Below are 15,137 nucleotides of genomic sequence, written 5' to 3'. Positions count from 1 at the left end.
CTGCGATGTCGCTGCGCCCTGTGCCTGCTCCGTCCGTTCCGGAGGCCACCGCGCGGGTGGCGCGGGCAGCGTTCCGCAAGGGCTGTCTGGCCATGCGGATCCGGGACGAGCTCGGTCCGTTGTTCGAGGACGAGCAGTTCGCTTCGGCGTTCCCGCGCCGGGGTGGTCCAGCCTGGTCGCCGGGCCAGTTAGCGTTGGTCAGCGTGCTGCAGTTCGCGGAGGGCCTGACGGACCGGCAGGCTGCCGACGCGGTGCGTGGGCGGATCGACGTCAAGTACGCGCTCGGTCTGGAGTTGGACGATCCAGGGTTCGACTTTTCCGTGCTGTCGGAGTTCCGGGACCGCCTGATCGCGCACGGTCTGGAGGAACTGGTCCTTGACCGGCTGCTGGAACGGGTCAGCGAGTTGGGGATGCTGCGGGCGGGAGGCCGCCAGCGCACCGACTCCACGCACGTGCTGGCCCAGGTGCGGACGCTGAACCGGATGGAGTTTGTCGGCGAGACCCTGCGCGCTGCGCTGGAGGCGCTGACCGTCGCGGCGCCCGGCTGGCTGCGGCAGGTCGCCGCGCCGGAGTGGTTCGAACGCTACGGCAAGCGCATCGACTCCTTCCGCTTCCCCAAAGGGGTTGACGCCCGCCAGAAGTGGGCGCTGGCCGTGGGAGAGGACGGATTCACACTGCTTCAGGCCGTCTACGCACCCGACGCACCGGCCTGGCTGCGGGAGATCGAGGCGGTGCAGGTCCTGCGCACTGCGTGGGTGCAGCAGTACCACCGTGACGGTGAGGGGGTGCGCTGGCGGGAGGGCAAAGATCTCCCGCCGGGCAGATTGAGGCTGTCCAGCCCTACGACACCGACTCCCGCTACAGCGTCAAACGCGGCGCGGGCTGGGACGGCTACAAGGTCCACTTCACCGAGACCTGCGAGCCGGACGCCCCGCATCTGATCACGAACGTGGTCACCACCGACGCCACCGTCCCCGACGCGGAGATCACTGCGCCCGTCCACCACGCTCTGGCCGCGCGCGGCCTGCTGCCCGGCATCCATCTGGTCGACTCCGGGTACACCTCCGCCGCGCTGCTGGTCTCCGCCGCCGCGCAGGACATCGAGCTGATGGGGCCGGTCTTCGCCGACACCACCGCCCAGGGCAGGGCCGGGGACGGCCTGGGCCAGGACGCCTTCACCATCGACTGGCCGGCCCGCACAGTCACCTGCCCGCGCGGACAGCGCAGCGTCAGCTGGTCCGCACAGCGCAAACCCACCGGCACCGAGATCATCCGGGTCCACTTCGCCAAGGCCGACTGCGACGCCTGCCCGGTCCGCGCCAAGTGCACCAGCGCCACCAATCATCAGTACGGCCGCAGCCTGACCCTGCTCACCCAGCCCCAGCAGCAAGCTCTTGACCAGCGCGGACGTGAACAGCAGACCGCTGAGTGGAGGGCCGCCTACGGCACACGCGCCGGTGTCGAAGGCACCATCTCCCAGGCGGTCCGGGTGACGCGGACACGGACTACGCCCTACCGCGGGCTCCACAAGACCCACCTCGGTCATGTCCTGACCGCCGCCGGACTCAACCTCCACCGACTCAACACCTGGTGGACCGACACCCCCATCGGCACCACCCACATCAGCCGCTTCGCCAGCCTCGGACTGGAACTGACCGCCTGAACACCGAATCCGCCAACAAAGTCCTGAAGGACCGGGTTTGGAGGCGGCGCCGGACTGGCCGCCGGGTGGGCTCCTGGGTCCAGACACCCTGGGGGCGCGAGGGGCCCGTGACTGACGCCCCGCGTCCACGCGGCCTCGCCCGGTGCGGGCGATGTTGCGGGAAGCGTTGTGGTCTGCGTGGGCAACGACGACCCTGCCGTTCCGGCAGGCGAACAGGGTCTGCTTGGTCCGGTTCTTCCTGTTGATGTGACCACACAGGTGCGTTCAGCCTCGGTCACGATCGTCTTGGCGATGATGTGGTTGGTTTCTTGACGTGGCGCTGCTCGCGACGCGAGCGCTCTCTGAGCCGGCACTCGGCGGACTTGACGCCTTGCTCTGGAGCTTTGCCCGCAGGGGCGAGCTGACGTTTGCGGTAGCGGTTGAGTCGACGCCCAGCGGCCCGGTAACCGGTAGACGCAGCCGCGATGTTGACGTGTCGAGACCCACCCCGAGGAAACCGTCAGGCTCGTGCGGTGTGGCCTGGGGGACGCCGCTGGTGGCGGCCAGGCAGAAGACGCCGTTGCGTTCGATCAGGTCGGACTTGCCTTGACGGTGCTCCCGCAACGTCTTCAGCGCGTCGGTGGGGCAGGCGCAACGCACGTTCTTGAGCCGCACCTGAATTCGAGTTGGATATCCGGCGGGCGGTCGGCCGCAGCAGCCAGTACTGCGACAACGCGCTGGCCGGGCTGTTCTTCGGCACCATGAACAACGAACTGTTCGGCGACGTCCTTGGCCGAGCGGTTTGTTGCCCGCAGCGCGGACATTCCGAAGCGATGCTGCGGCGCTCCGTGCCGCAGCGTTCAGGGATCGGACTCCCTCCCCCCTGACGGCGGGGATTCCCTCCGAAGAAGGGGGATGGCGGTCTCGTCGGATCGTTGGAGGACGTGGCTTGGCAGCGTCGCAGCTTCCTGTGCCGTCTGCAGGTGAGGCTTCGGCGGCAAGAGGGAGGGGGCCAATGGGCTGGGGGAGCCGCCGTGTCGTGCTCATACGCGGTTCGATCGGTGGGAGCTCATGACGGCCTGTCTGCCATCGGCGATGGCGTCTTGGACGCAGCGCGGTGTCATGGCGTCCCCGATGCGCTGGACGTGGGGAGAACGGTATCGAAGTCGTTGCCACAGATCGGTGTCGGGTACTCGCTTCGAGGCGATCACGATCGTGCCGACGTTGTCCGCCAGCGGCCGGGCCTGTCCACTAGCCATGTCGCGGAGCATGTATGGCTCCCCGCCAGAGGGGATGAGGAGCTGGTGGTGAGGCAGTACACGCACGTAGAGGGCTGCCAGTCGTCGTGCGTACGCCTCCTGCTCCTCCTGGCTCAGCAGAGCACCTGGTGTGGCTGCCTCGGTTGCGAGGATCACGGCGTAGCCGTGCGTGGCCAGCACCTCTGCGGCGTCCACGGCGGGCCATTCGTGGCCGTGGTCGATCACCAGTACGCTGCCGCCGGTGAGTGGGGCCGGTCGTGAGATCGCCGTGTACGCGCTCAGGACGGCGTAGGGGCCGCCGTTGAGCGTGGCGGGATCCATGGGCCGCGCGCCCGTGGCGAGGATCACCCGTTCGAAGTGGGCGCAGTCGTCCTCGGTGATGGTGGTGTTCAAGCGGACGTCGACAGCTTCCGCGGTCAACTCGGCCTGCGCCCAGCCGAGCCACCGCTGCCACAGCAGCCGGTTTGCCACGGTGTGGCCGACGAGAGCGAGCTGTCCTCCGAGCCGGCGGCTGCGTTCGGCAAGCACTACACGAGCGCCGGAACGTGCGGCGGCGGTGGCGGCGGCGACGCCGGCGGGTCCTCCCCCGACCACGAGTAGCTGGCCGTGTTCTCTCGGGAGGGCAGGGTACTTTGCGCTCTTCTTCGGGTGTCCGAAGATTTCGGAGCCCTTGGTGTGTTCTGGGGGCGGCTCGTCGTAGAAACCGACTTCCGCCTTGCATTCTCTGTCCATGATGCTGATGCGGTGTTCATGGAAGCGTGGCGTTGGACGTGCCATGGCACTTTCGACGCGCGAGTCGCCCGTGCGTGGAGGCGGCAGGGGGTCCGCTTTGCTTCCGGCGGATCAACGCGAGGACAACACCGCGGCGAGCGGGTGTCCGCCTGAAGCGTTCTGGTCGCCCCGGGCGTGCCAGGAGGGGCATCAGGAGGTGACTGCTTGCCACGGGAGTTGCATGGATGGCGATGGCCGATGGAGGGCCACAGGCCATGCCGGGCTTGGTGCTTGGCCGTGCGACGGCTTGTCTATACGCAGGTCGGATGGTCCATGACGCCTCACACCCTACTGATTGCCGTGGGGCCGGATGGGGTGGGCAGTCGCGGGGTGCCCGTGTCCGTTCGGCAGGGGTTCAGCTCTCCTGCTTCGCAGCTCGTGGCGCTGCGGCTGCGTATGTGGTCGTTTCCGACCGTCTCTACAGAGATTCTACTGCCATGGCAATAGTTGTCAAGACACCTTTTTTCCTGACTTCCGGCACCGGGTTGGGTCAACGGTCGGCCGCAGCCGGGGAGCGTGTCCGGGGTCGCACCCGCGGCATGTCGCGCGTGGCGATCCTTTCGGGGTGCTTCTCGGAGCATGCCCCGCCGTTCGCAGGGACTCAGCCTCCCGCTTCGCGGCCCGGGGCACTGCGGCTGCGCTCCTGGGGCGGTCTCCTGCCGCGGCATTAGTCGTTCAGACTCTGACTGGGCTGTCCGCTCTGGCGCCTGGAGGGCGGGAGCGCGGCGGCCCCGTGCAGACCGGACAAGGCTGCTAAGGGCTGTCCCGTAACGGCTGGCCACGAGTGAGATGATCTCGATGTGGCTGGTGTGATCACGGCATCCGAGCCGTCCTGGATAGGCCCGTTCACCGGCCTGAGTCCGCGCTGCTTCCGCAAGTTGGTGACGGCGCTGCGCCGCGAGGCCGGCGATGGGGTGCGCCGGGGTCGGCCCTGGAGTCTGCCGCTGGAGGATCGGGTGCTGCTGGTCACGGCCTACTGGCGCACGAACTTGACGATGCGCCAGCTGGCCCTGCTGTTCGGGATCTCAAAGTCCGCAGCCGACCGGATCATCGATCAGCTCGGTCCGCTCCTCGCATTGCAGCCCCGGCTCCGCTTCGCGAAGGACGCGGTGCTCATTGTGGATGGCACCCTGGTACCCACCCGCGACCACACGGTGGCCGAGCAGTCGAAGAACTATCGGTACTCCACCAACCACCAAGTCGTCATCGATGCCGACACCCGCCTGATCGTCGTGGTCGGCCAACCCCTGCCAGGCAACCGCAACGACTGCAAAGCGTGGGCGGAGTCCGGAGCGAAGGCTGCCGTGGGCAGGACGCTGACGATCGCCGACGGCGGCTACCCCGGAACCGGACTCGTGATGCCCCACCGCCGCCGCAGGGGCGAGGAACTGCCCGCGTGGAAGGAAGCCCACAACAAGTCCCACAAGCAGGTGCGCGCCCGGGTCGAGCACGCCTTCGCCCGTATGAAGGGCTGGAAGATCTTGCGCGACTGCCGGCTCAAAGGTTCCGGCGTCCATCACGCGATGCTCGGCATCGCCCGCCTGCACAACCTCGTCCTTACCGGATAGACGGTGGAGGGCTCAGGTCGTCTGTCCGCCTGTGTTCATCAGTGGGGCCGGTGTGTGGCGGGGCCATGGTGCGCCTACCCGCTCCGAGGCGGCAGCCCGAAACGCTTCCGCCAGCAAGCCTCCCGGATACGTGCCGAAGTCCGGGTATTTCCAGCGGTAGTAGCAGGACCAGTAGCTCACCACACGTCGTTCCACGCGGGCGAAGAACACAGGATTCCGAGCGATGAACTCCCCATAGAGTCCGCGCTGGACCGAGTCCGGGACACCGAGTCCGGGCAGCCCTCGGTAGATCGACTCAAGGATCTCCACCACGTACTCACCGGCCAGCTGCACGACGAACGGGACCACCCACGCCTCGTCCAGCCTCACGATCTGTTCGAGGTGACGCTGACGGACCCTGCCATCGCAGTGCCGGGAGTACAGGCAGTGCAAGATCACCTGCTGGATCCCGGACAGTGAACGCACCACGTCGGCGTTCGGCTCATCGTGATAGATCCGCGAGGGGATGGTGACGGTCTCACCCCACACCTCGACCTGGAACGGGTCCGCTGATGAGAGCCTGCCCTCCGGTACGACTGCAAGAACGCTCCGGACGTCACCAGCAAGTCGGGACGGGAACGCCCTCACCAGGGCATCGGTGCTATTCGGCGGCTCCCAGGACTTCTCCACGACACGAGGGTAGACGGCCAGCTCCTGGCCCCTCATGCCCTACCCCATCAACGGCTCGTACCATCGCTGCCTCGCCATTGCGGGACAGCCCTTAGTCCAATGAATCCGGCATCCTGTGGCTGTGCTCCAGGAGCCCGGTCATCCACTCCTTCAAACGAGCCCTCTCCTCTTCGTCGAGGTGGCCGAAGAAGTACTGGTCGTGGCGGTCGACCGTGAGACTGAGCTGCGGCACCAGCGTGCGTCCGGCATCGGTGAGGGCAAGGACGAAGCTGCGCCTGGAGGACGGGTCCGGTTTGCGGGAGATGAGTCCCTTGGCTTCGAGCCGGTCCACGAGCCGTGAGACGGCGCCTGGGTCGATGTTCATGAGGGCTGACACCTCACTCGCCGTGGTGGCGTCCCCGCGGTAGACGGAGATGAGGACGTCCCACTGGGAGACGGTCACTCCATGCTCGGCGAGCTTTTGCTCCAGCCGGTGGGCGACGGTGTCGGAAAGGCGGCGCAACCAGAACCCGAGATACTGCTCGAGGCCTCTCATCGATGGTTCCACCGGCATAACTATAAGTGAGGGGCGCATGCCCTCCGCATCGGTCAGCCCCTCCCGCCTGCTGACGGGGCGACTGTCCCTCCCTTCGATGCGAGGCACGGCAGGGAAGGCCAGGGGACGGCTGGGTCTGCCAGCGAAACCCGTCCTGGGGCGGGCCCGTCGGCTGCGCCCGGAGGCAGTCCGGGGCGCAGAACGGCCTGGCCTGTTGCCGAGGGCTGCGGCGTAAGGCTGCCGTGAGGTGAGCAGCGGCACGACACCGGAGGCCGGCGGTATTGCGGTGGTGCGTGCCCGGCCGGTGGGACGCCATGCCGTCGGCCACCTCCCCGAGTTGACTCGTCAGGGAGCGAGGACAGCCCGGACGGTCTTGCCGCCGGTTTCCTGGGGAAAGAAGTCGAGGCATTTGGACAGGGACGCCACGATGCCCAGTCCGTAACCACTGCAGGCCGGGGCTGTGTCGGAGAGGGGGGTGCTGGAGGGCGCAGGGAGGGGTGGAATGTGCGGATCGCTGTCCCATACCTCGACCACTGCGGCGTCGGCTGACACCTCAAGGCTCATGCGGCACGGGCCTGATGCGTGGCGGCAGGCATTCGTCACGAGCTCGGACACCACCAGGGTCAGATCTCCCTGGGCTTCAGGCGGCCATGCGGCGTTCTCGGCGAGGCGGCGGCAGGCCGTTCGAGCCTGTGAGAGGGCGTAGTGCCCTCCTTCGATCCAGACTTCGACTCTTTCCGAGATCGTCTCCACGAGTGTGCTGTCCAACGCGATCATCTCCTGCATTGCTGCTCCCGACCGCTGAGTACAAGCCAGGCTAGGGATTCAGGAGCAACGACGACAATGCGGGTTGTCCTCAACGCAACGCACAGCAGAGCCGCCGCCGGTATCCCCGCAGCGGCCACGCCGCCGACGTCGGCATAGCCGCTTTCTGGGGCCGGCCGGGGTCAGAGCGCGGGGAGGAGGCGGGCGTTGCGCAACCGACAACCGCGGTTGGCCCGCATTTGCACTGCCTCCGACTGCGCGCTGACAGCGCTGACCGGGCGGGAGACCGACGTCGCCCGCCTGGCAGCCGACGGCATGACCAACAAAGAAGTCGCGAAGAAACTCCTCATCAGTAGTTGTTTTTGATCCGCAGTTTGGCATTGTCGTGATTTTCGATGCGGGTGTTGGTCGCGCCCAGCGCGCTGGCATTGAGGGTGTCAGCAGGGCCCAACCGGACGATCAGCTGTCACTTCTCCTCCGGACTCGCCGCATGATCCCGCGCGGAAAGCAGAAGGGGCATCTAGCGTGACGCCAGGAGTTGGAGCATGCGAGTTGGGCTGCACGCGCTCGGCATCGGTGACGGTGCCCGTCCCGAGGTGATCCGTTCGGTGGCCACAGCCGCGGAGAATCACGGATTCGCTCGGCTTTGGTGTGGTGAGCACGTGGTGCTTGTGGACGCGCCAGCTTCCCGCTACCCCTATTCCGAAGACGGCCGGATCGCCGTGCCAGCAGACGCGGACTGGCTGGACCCGCTGCTTGCCTTGACCTTCGCGGCGGCGGTAACCAGCCGGATCGATCTTGCCACCGGCGTGCTCCTGCTGCCTGAGCACAACCCAGTCGTTGTCGCCAAACAGGCCGCCACCCTCGATGTGCTCTCCGCCGGTCGGTTCAGCCTTGGCGTCGGGGTCGGCTGGTCGGCGGAGGAGTTCGCAGCGCTTGGAGTCCCCTTCACCGGGCGCGGGCGGCGAACCGACGAGTACCTCGCCGTATTGCGTACCCTATGGGCAGAGGACCCGGCCTCCTTCACAGGAGAGTTCACCTGTTTCGATGCAACCCGGGTCAACCCGAAGCCGCTGCGCGGAGGCCAGCTGCCGGTCGTGGTCGGCGGCAATGGCGACGCGGCCCTGCGCCGCGCCGCCAGGTCCGCTGAAGGCTGGTATGGGTTCAATGTCCCGGTGGCCGACGTCCCGGGGCGCATCGCCGTTCTTGCCGACGAGTGCGCCCTCCGTGGTCGCGCTGTTGGCGAGCTCACGGTCGCTGTCGCGTTGAGCGACGGCGCGCCGGAGCATCTCCCCGCACTCTCTGCGGCAGGCGTCACCGAACTCGTTGTCGTCGGGGCGCCCCCGCCCACTCCCGACGCGGCGGCCGTCTGGGTCGAGGGCCTCGCCAGGACATGGATTCGCCCGGAGGAATAAGACGTCGTTTCCTTTGGCGTGATCGCTCGTTGAATCGTGCATGACGGATCTGGTCGAGCGGTTGGTACCGGACGAGTTGTGGGTGCTGTTTCGCCGAGTGGTCCCGCCGACGGAGGTGAAGCGTCCGCAGGGCGGAGGCAGGCGGCGGGCGGGTGATCGCGAGTGCCTAGCGGCGATCATCTTCGTCGCCACATCGGGCTGTACCTGGCGGCAGCTGCCGCCGGTGTTCGGGCCGGCCTGGCCCACGGTCTACCGGCGCTTCGCCCAGTGGAGCCGGGAGAGGGTGTGGGCCAGGCTCCACCGCATCCTCCTGGACGAGCTCGGCGCCCGCGGCAAGCTGGACTGGTCGCGGTGCGCGATCGACTCCGTCAGCGTCCGGGCGGCAAAAAGGGGCCACTGACCGGACCGAATCCGACCGACCGCGGCAAGAACGGATCGAAGATCCACCTGATCACGGACCGGAACGGACTGCCGCTGTCGCTGGGCATCTCCGGTGCCAACATGCACGACAGCCTCGGCCTGAAGCCGCTGGTACGCGGGATCCCACCGATCCGATCCCGGCGAGGCCCACGCCGCCGACGACCGGCCAAGCTCCACGCCGACAAGGGATACGACTACGACCACCTGCGCCGATGGCTCCGCAAACGCGGCATCCGCCACCGTATCGCCCGCAAAGGCATCGAGTCCTCCCAGCGGCTGGGCCGCCACCGCTGGGTCGTCGAAAGGACCGTGTCCTGGCTCGCCGGCTGCCGGCGCCTGCACCGCCGCTATGAGCGCAAGGCCGAACACTTCCTGGCCTTCGTTGGCATCGCCGCAGCACTCATCAGCTACCGAAGACTCACCAACTGAAACGACGTCTAACAAGGCCTGGCAGCACCAGTCGCATGCCTTCAGACCTGAATGGCGTCTGGCAGAACCAAGTTGCAGCTGGTCTTCATGGGCTGCGCCCCACCGGAGTTGGGACCACAGCATTTCTGCTGGGCAGGTCTGTCGGGCCGGAATATCCCCTTCCTGTCTGCCTGGCCGGGGTCAGTTCTGAGGTCGGGGCTTCTTGTCCCAGCGGTCCGTGGAGGGACGGGCGCCGCGGGTGAGGCGTCTGGTCATGAGGGTGATGAGTGTCCAGTTCAGGTGGGCTTCGCTGTGCTGCGGCAGGCGTTCGCAGTCTCGCGCGTTGCGGCGGGCGTTCATGATCCAGCCGATGGTCCGCTCCACCCGCCAACGACGGGGTAGTACGACGAAGCCCTTCGCGCCTTTGGGCCGGGAGACGGTGCGCAGGGTGATGTTGAGGAAGGTGCGGGCCCAGTCGACGAGCTGGCCGGCGTAGGCGGAGTCGGCCCAGACTTGGGTGATCTGGGGCTGGGTGAGGCGCAGGCGACAGAGGAGTTCTCGGGCGGCGTCGCGGTCGGTCATGTCGGCGGGGGTGACCATGATCATGACGGACATGCCCTTGGTGTCGACGACGATGTGTCTCTTGCGTCCGTTGATCTTTTTCGCCGGGTCGTAGCCGCGGGTGGCCTGGCTGACGGTGTGGGCGGCTTTCACGGACTGGGAGTCGACGATCAGGGTGACGGGGTGAGGGCAGCGTCCCAGGCCGGTACGGATGCGGCGCCGGAGCTGGTCGCGGATGTAGGTGACACAGCCTGCGCGGTTCCAGCGGGCGAAGAATCCGTAGACGGTCTCCCAGGGCGGGAAGTCCGAGGGCAGGGCCCGCCACTTTGCTCCGTTGTCGACGATGTAGCGGATCGCGTCCACGATCTGCCGGCGAGGCCACTTCTCGGGGTGCCCGCCGGTCTTGGTCTGGCAGGCGGGCACGGGCAGGAGAGGCTCGATCAGGACCCACTCAGCGGCGGTGGTGTCGGAGGGGTAGCGGCGGGGCCGGTGCTTGGGCATGACGGTTCGGCCGGTTATTTGGCGAGCTGGGCGAGGGTGGCGCGGACACCGGTGAGCTGGGCGATGACCAGTCGGGCCCACTCGTCTTCGGGGCACCGTGCCAAGTGCGGGGCGACGGTGCCGGTGATGACCCGGGTCAGGCGGCCGAGGGCCTGCAGGAGCTGCTTCTTCTCGTACTCGATCCAGTCCGCCGGGTCGTCGGAGAACATGTAGCCGTCGCGGCGGCGCCAGATGATCGGGGTGAGGTGCTCGGCTGCCCCCACGTCCCGCAGCTGCCGAATACCCCGCATGACCTGCGATTTCTTCAGCCGGGTGGCGGCGACGAGCTGGCGGGACTGCAGACCGGCCGGACGGGCTTCCATCAGAGCGACACGTACCAGGTCGCCGTAGTGCTCGGCGAGCGGCAGGACCGGGCGGGCAGGCATGGCCTACTCGCCCTTGAGGAGCCGGGCAAGCTGCTCGTCCAGGGTGAACACCCCGGCGTCGAGGGCCGACTCCAGCCAGTCGGCCGCCGCCCGCACCCTGGCTATGCCCCGGCGGACGGTCTCGCGCTCGTCCGCGGTGAACTCCTGCCCCCGCAGGCGCGGAACGAGCCGGCCCAGCGAGGCGACATAGGAATGGCAGGAACCCACCAGATCGAGGTACTCGATGGTGTGCTCGATCTTCCGGACCGCCGGAACCCGTTCCCGGAGCGACTCGCGGACCCGCTCGGAATTGTCGAACTGGGCCCGGTTCACCAGGAGCCGGGCGGTGTCATCGCGCATCGCCTCCCGCGCGACCTGCGGACGGCGCAGGAGATCCGTGGTGACCTGTTTGGCGATCTCGTCGTCCCGGGTCAGCTCCGCGACCACTCGAATCCGGTCCTCCTGGCTGACCCGGGCCGCCGCGGCCGGCCTGCGCAGCAGGTCCGCCGTGACCGCGGCCGCGACCTCCTCATCCCGGGTCAGCTCGGTGACCGCCCGGACCTTCTCCTCGACCGTGACCGGGGTCTCGACCTTGTGGCCCAGCAGCCGCTTCGCGCCGTCCGGCGTCCACTGCCGCCGCCCACTGCGCTCGTTGAACGGCGGATCATCGAGCGACGCCCACCGCCCGGCCTCGTCTACCACCGAGCCGAGGATCCGGTGGACCGTAAAGGAGATGCCCTTCCGGCGCTTGGCGGCCGGCCACTTCGCGGCCGTCCACCGCCACGCGGCCACCGTCCGCTCCGACACACCGATGTCGTCCGCGAACCGCTGCAGCGACACCTTCACGGTGAACTCCGGCTCACTGGTCGCGCCGGGCTGGGGGGCTGCCCCAGGCCCGCATCGGCTCGATCTCCAGTGCCAGGTCCCCGAGAGCGAACTGAGCCCCCGTGACCTGCTCGACCAGCTCGCAGCCCTCGGCCACGATCTCCTCGTAACGCCGCACGGTCACGTTCCCGACCATGTCCGACACAGCCCCACCACCCCTACTGCGGTCCGGAGCCGGCCACCCGCGGCAACCGATAAGGGAACTCCGGGCCCAGCCGACTCACCGCCCTACAGGGCAACCACCCTCAGCCGGGCACGCTGCAGCCTCCGCCAACGCCGCGACCTGCACCGCGACGAACAGAACACCGCCTCCGCCGCCATCAAGACCGGCAGCGGATCACCACACTCACGGCAGTACCGCCGACCCACCCCACGAGAACCCACAAGCCAGATCATCCAGCCCGTCAGACCCCGAAACCAGCCTTCAAAAACAACCAGTCAGGACCAAAACCGTCGAATACCACCTGAGCCACGTCTTCGCGAAGCTGGGCCTGACCTCGCGGCGCCAGCTGCGGGCAGCCCTCGCAGACCAGCGGCAGCCACAGCAGCCCCGCACACCGCTCGACCCCGGGCACAGGTGAACCGCTCCGGGATCGATGGAACTAAACGAAGACATTCCACCGGCTCAACAATGGCGGCATGCGCGCGCTGAACTCCGTGCGGCACGTCATTGCCGTCTGCCAGTCCGCGACGGCGGCCGCGGACAGGACTACTACCTGCGCAAGATCGCCGAGGAGAGGACAGCCGCTGAAGCCCGCTTGCGCAGCTCAGACGGGTGGGAGGAGTAACGTGCCGTGGGACGGTCCAGTTCGCTGTCGCCGCTGGTCATGAGCCTCCAAGTACAGCGACCTGACCCGCCGTCACATGGCGGCGGGTCCGTGACCGCGGTTCGCGATCGTTGTTGTTCTGATCGCGCAAGATGACGTCTGCCTTGCATGGGCGAGAGGCAGGCCTTCGCCGTCAGCGCTGCCCGCGCGCATCTCACCCCGCTCGCGGCCGCCCTGCCCTGGTCGGGAGTGCTGTCGCGACAAGGAGAGCGATTGCCAAGAAGGGTCCCGCGACCAGGATCCCGGCTTCGGCAGCCGAGGCGCTGACCACTCCTGCTGCGTTCAGACTCTGAGGGTTCGTGGCCAATACGACGGCTCCGGCCGTTGCGATCCCGACGGCCCCGCCCAGCTGCCTCAGCGTCTGGCGAAGGACCGAGGCCCCCGTGTAATTGGCCGCCCCGACGGAGCCCATGATCACCGAACTCAGCGTGGGAACCGGCAAACCGATCCCGAGCCCGACGCCGAGCATCCCAGGTACTTGCCACAGGGCGTCGTGCGTCCGCATGCCGACCGCCCACGCCGCCATGCCCAGGCAGGCAATCCCCAGCCCGCCCAGCACAGGCACGGTGACCGATCCGAACAAGTCCAGCACGTATCCCGACAGCGACGTCCCGATGGCCAATGCCGCGACCAGCGACAACAGGCCGGCTCCTGCGCGCACCGCCGACAGGTTCGTCACATGGCGCAGATACACCGCGCCGTGAACAATCACGATCAGTTGGGCTGCCTGGATGAGGAAAGTGAGTGCCATGGGGACGGCAGTGGCTCGGACTCGCAGCAATCGCACCTCAAGCAGCGGACATGGCGACCTCAGCAGGATCCCAACGCAGAGTGTCAGCAGAAGGATGCCTGTGGTAAGAAGTGCGACCGTCTTCGGGTCGGTGACACCCCAGATGCCGCACTGATAGAGGCCAAGCACGGTCAATGCCAGTGCAGAGACCACCAGCAGAGGCTGGCGCACGGGAAGAGACCCGCCCGCGGGGGCGCCGTGCAGGCGTGAGTGCGTGATCATCCACGCGGTGGCCGCACTGAGGGGGAGGTTGACGAAGAACACGGAACGCCACCCCAGCGTGTGGGTCAGCAGACCACCCGCTACGGGGCCGAGCACGAAGAAGATCTGGGCCACTCCGGCATAGAGCGTCAACGCCCTGGCCCTCTCTCGCTCCCCGTAAATGCCGGAGATGGCGCTCGTAGCCACCGGCAACATCAGCGCTGCCCCCGCTCCCTGGAGTGTTCTCGCCGAGTCGAGAAACGGCTGGGCAGCCAAGCCCGGTGGCGCGAGTCCGCAGCTGGCGGAGGCAACCCCGAAGAGAGCTGCTCCGAAGTAGAAGGTGCGCACCATGCCGAACCGGCGGGTGGCCAGGACTCCCACGGCAGTGAGGGACGCGAGTGACAGGCCGTAGATGAGCACCAAGCGCTGAACGGAAGAGACGGTCAGGCCTAGGCCCTGTGCCATCGGCTCGAGGACCACAGCCACCACGGTCTGGTCGAACAGGACCATCCCGCCTGCGCACCCCGTCGCAGCAAGCACGAACCCCCTACGTGGGCCGGAAGGGGATACCGATCCTGGCGCGCCCATGGCACGGTCCTCGCTTAACTGCGCGCCGCTTGCGTGCTTCGCCGACGACCGCCCGCGGCCTTTCGCCAGGCCCCGGACTTGCCCGCGGCTCCCACGACGGGTAACTGAGAGACAGCGTTACTTTAGCGGCCATTGTGGGCTGTCGAGGTCAACGCGGGCGGTAGCCGGCGGCACACCGACACCGACACGGCTCCTTGCCGGCCCGCATCCCAGGGGATCCGCGGAGATGATCCCGGCCACCGTCCGCACCGTGTTCACTATGGACGAGGGTCGGCACACTGGGACGTCAGTTTCCCAGGGCGCAACCCTCGCGTCCTCACGAGTTCGTGCCAGGAAAGTCAGCTCCGCTGACACGCGCCGTCCCACCCGTGGAGTGTCATCCGAGGGCTCGATCAGGCCCTGATCAGGCGCAGCACCGAAGACATCACCTGACGAAGGTGCCGCGGGCGCGCGGACGTAGCCCGGCCGGAGCACGCGGGCTCTTCGACCGTCGACCCGACAAGGACAGAAGAGGAGCGGCGGCCGACCCGGTCTCAGGCACTCCAGATCCCCCGGGCGTTCGCCCGAGCGGTGGTCAAACTCCTGCGCCGCCCGGCACCGTTGCGCGCGTTCTTCGACCACCTCGGCGGCACCCTCACCCCGGAGACCCGGAACTGGAGGCAGGCGTCAAGCGCATGGTCGGCCATACGTGGAAGCTGCGCGGGGTGATGGCCGCCTACCGCTTGTTCACCATCACCGAGCCGGTGCCGCCGCTGCATGACCGCAGCATCACGCTGCCCGCCTCCCAGGTCCACCTGCCACTGGGCCGTACGGACGTCACCAGGGTGTGTCGTCGTGCGTCAGCCGTGTACGGTGAGAAGAATCGGCTCGCCGGGGGAACGGCCGGCGCAGGGCGGCTATGGAAGACACGGGTTGGCTGAGCAGCGAT

General features: G+C 67.8%; 14 protein-coding genes and 2 pseudogenes. 7 read left to right on the top strand and 9 right to left on the bottom strand.

Annotated elements, in window-relative coordinates; translation table 11 throughout:
* Positions 1-5: 5 nt before the first annotated feature.
* Positions 6-1,663, top strand: a pseudogene (locus ACQPXS_RS46775) (IS1182 family transposase).
* Positions 1,664-1,840: 177 nt separating this feature from the next.
* Positions 1,841-1,975 carry a hypothetical protein gene (locus ACQPXS_RS46770; protein ID WP_433456414.1) on the top strand — a complete coding sequence of 45 codons (135 nt, stop codon included), beginning with the start codon at positions 1,841-1,843 and terminating at the stop codon, positions 1,973-1,975.
* A 710-nt stretch (positions 1,976-2,685) separates the two neighbouring features.
* On the opposite strand, the gene ACQPXS_RS46765 is transcribed toward ACQPXS_RS46770, so the two are convergent.
* Positions 2,686-3,678, bottom strand: a complete 993-nt coding sequence (locus ACQPXS_RS46765) for an FAD-dependent oxidoreductase (protein WP_433456412.1) — start codon at positions 3,676-3,678, stop codon at positions 2,686-2,688.
* Between the two features lie 794 nt (positions 3,679-4,472).
* Here ACQPXS_RS46765 and ACQPXS_RS46760 point away from each other — a divergent pair.
* Positions 4,473-5,240 (top strand): transposase, encoded by a 768-nt coding sequence (locus tag ACQPXS_RS46760; protein ID WP_433446843.1) that lies wholly within the window; start codon positions 4,473-4,475, stop codon positions 5,238-5,240.
* A 12-nt stretch (positions 5,241-5,252) separates the two neighbouring features.
* On the opposite strand, the gene ACQPXS_RS46755 is transcribed toward ACQPXS_RS46760, so the two are convergent.
* From ACQPXS_RS46755 to ACQPXS_RS46745, 3 genes are all read right to left on the bottom strand, one after another.
* A complete protein-coding gene (locus ACQPXS_RS46755) occupies positions 5,253-5,909 on the bottom strand; it encodes a hypothetical protein (RefSeq protein ID WP_433446841.1) in 657 nt (218 codons plus the stop codon).
* Positions 5,910-6,000: 91 nt separating this feature from the next.
* Positions 6,001-6,444, bottom strand: a complete 444-nt coding sequence (locus ACQPXS_RS46750) for a MarR family winged helix-turn-helix transcriptional regulator (protein WP_433456410.1) — start codon at positions 6,442-6,444, stop codon at positions 6,001-6,003.
* A gap of 345 nt (positions 6,445-6,789) precedes the next feature.
* Positions 6,790-7,230: an ATP-binding protein gene (locus tag ACQPXS_RS46745; protein WP_433456408.1), complete on the bottom strand. Its 441-nt coding sequence runs from the start codon at positions 7,228-7,230 to the stop codon at positions 6,790-6,792.
* 186 nt (positions 7,231-7,416) lie between these two features.
* On the opposite strand from ACQPXS_RS46745, the gene ACQPXS_RS46740 reads away from it, so the two are divergent.
* The 3 genes from ACQPXS_RS46740 (at position 7,417) to ACQPXS_RS46730 (ending at position 9,473) form a co-directional block, all read left to right on the top strand.
* A complete protein-coding gene (locus ACQPXS_RS46740) occupies positions 7,417-7,575 on the top strand; it encodes a LuxR C-terminal-related transcriptional regulator (RefSeq protein WP_433456406.1) in 159 nt (52 codons plus the stop codon).
* Positions 7,576-7,754: 179 nt separating this feature from the next.
* Entirely contained in the window at positions 7,755-8,624 is an 870-nt protein-coding gene (locus ACQPXS_RS46735; RefSeq protein ID WP_433456404.1) for an LLM class F420-dependent oxidoreductase, read from the top strand.
* A 40-nt stretch (positions 8,625-8,664) separates the two neighbouring features.
* A protein-coding gene (locus tag ACQPXS_RS46730) for an IS5 family transposase (RefSeq protein WP_365331516.1) occupies positions 8,665-9,473 on the top strand; the annotation gives its coding sequence in 2 pieces (ribosomal slippage) (positions 8,665-9,009 and positions 9,012-9,473; 807 coding nt in all).
* Positions 9,474-9,558: 85 nt separating this feature from the next.
* Here ACQPXS_RS46730 and ACQPXS_RS46725 read toward each other — a convergent pair.
* The 5 genes and pseudogenes from ACQPXS_RS46725 to ACQPXS_RS46705 form a co-directional block, all read right to left on the bottom strand.
* Positions 9,559-10,514, bottom strand: a pseudogene (locus ACQPXS_RS46725) (IS5 family transposase).
* A 14-nt stretch (positions 10,515-10,528) separates the two neighbouring features.
* Positions 10,529-10,939, bottom strand: coding sequence for a hypothetical protein (locus ACQPXS_RS46720; RefSeq protein WP_433456402.1), 411 nt, complete (start codon positions 10,937-10,939; stop codon positions 10,529-10,531).
* 3 nt (positions 10,940-10,942) lie between these two features.
* Positions 10,943-11,764 carry a DUF6192 family protein gene (locus ACQPXS_RS46715; protein ID WP_433456400.1) on the bottom strand — a complete coding sequence of 274 codons (822 nt, stop codon included), beginning with the start codon at positions 11,762-11,764 and terminating at the stop codon, positions 10,943-10,945.
* Between the two features lie 13 nt (positions 11,765-11,777).
* The gene (locus ACQPXS_RS46710; protein ID WP_433456398.1) at positions 11,778-11,927 is read right to left on the bottom strand and encodes a hypothetical protein; all 150 of its coding nucleotides are present in this window, start codon (positions 11,925-11,927) and stop codon (positions 11,778-11,780) included.
* 857 nt (positions 11,928-12,784) lie between these two features.
* A complete protein-coding gene (locus tag ACQPXS_RS46705) occupies positions 12,785-14,131 on the bottom strand; it encodes an MFS transporter (protein ID WP_433456396.1) in 1,347 nt (448 codons plus the stop codon).
* A gap of 752 nt (positions 14,132-14,883) precedes the next feature.
* Between ACQPXS_RS46705 and ACQPXS_RS46700 the strand changes: the two genes are divergently transcribed.
* Positions 14,884-15,129: a hypothetical protein gene (locus ACQPXS_RS46700; protein WP_433456394.1), complete on the top strand. Its 246-nt coding sequence runs from the start codon at positions 14,884-14,886 to the stop codon at positions 15,127-15,129.
* Positions 15,130-15,137: the final 8 nt, after the last annotated feature.

This window comes from Streptomyces sp. CA-142005 (genome assembly GCF_050942335.1).
Taxonomy (GTDB): Bacteria; Actinomycetota; Actinomycetes; order Streptomycetales; family Streptomycetaceae; genus Streptomyces.
Note: the sequence above shows the minus strand (reverse complement) of the source record. Positions and strands in the feature narration are given on the sequence as shown.